This is a genomic window from Kocuria sp. ZOR0020, assembly GCF_000800955.1.
GTDB classification, from domain to species: domain Bacteria; phylum Actinomycetota; class Actinomycetes; order Actinomycetales; family Micrococcaceae; genus Kocuria; species Kocuria subflava.
In genome coordinates, this window is record NZ_JROX01000308.1 from 1 (window position 1) to 440 (window position 440).

Annotated in this window: 1 protein-coding gene; it reads right to left on the minus strand. The window is 27.3% G+C overall.

Annotation, left to right across the window (positions count from 1 at the left end; all coding sequences use genetic code 11):
- Positions 1-34: 34 nt before the first annotated feature.
- The coding region (locus L979_RS15330) for an HNH endonuclease signature motif containing protein (RefSeq protein WP_222592557.1) at positions 35-440 on the minus strand (406 nt) is incomplete at its 5' end.

The following is a 440-nucleotide window of genomic DNA, read 5'->3' on the forward strand; positions in this document are numbered from 1 at the left end:
TGCTTGGCTGTCTGTACTTTTTCAAATATATTGGTCACTTTTTAATTCTCCCCTTTTGGTTTATAGTTTTCAATACATATATTCCGTGTAATGTATTTTCTTGGCTAGTACACCATTCTAGGTTATTTAAATCGTTATTTTGCTTGTTTCCGTCAATATGGTTTACTATTTTTTTATTTTCTGGGTTAGGAATAAAAGCGAATGCTAATAATCTATGTTTTTTCACTTTCAAAGTTCTATTATCAAAACTTGCTGAAAATTGATAATAACCGTCTTTATCTTTGCTCTCTTTTTTTTGTTTACCGTTTTTAGAAAATAGTTTTCCGTCTTTTGTTAATGTGTATCTTTCTAACACTTTTTTATATAATTCATCATTAAACTTCATTTCTTTCTCCTTTAGTATATAATAACAAAAAAGACTTGAAAAGTCAAGCCTTAAA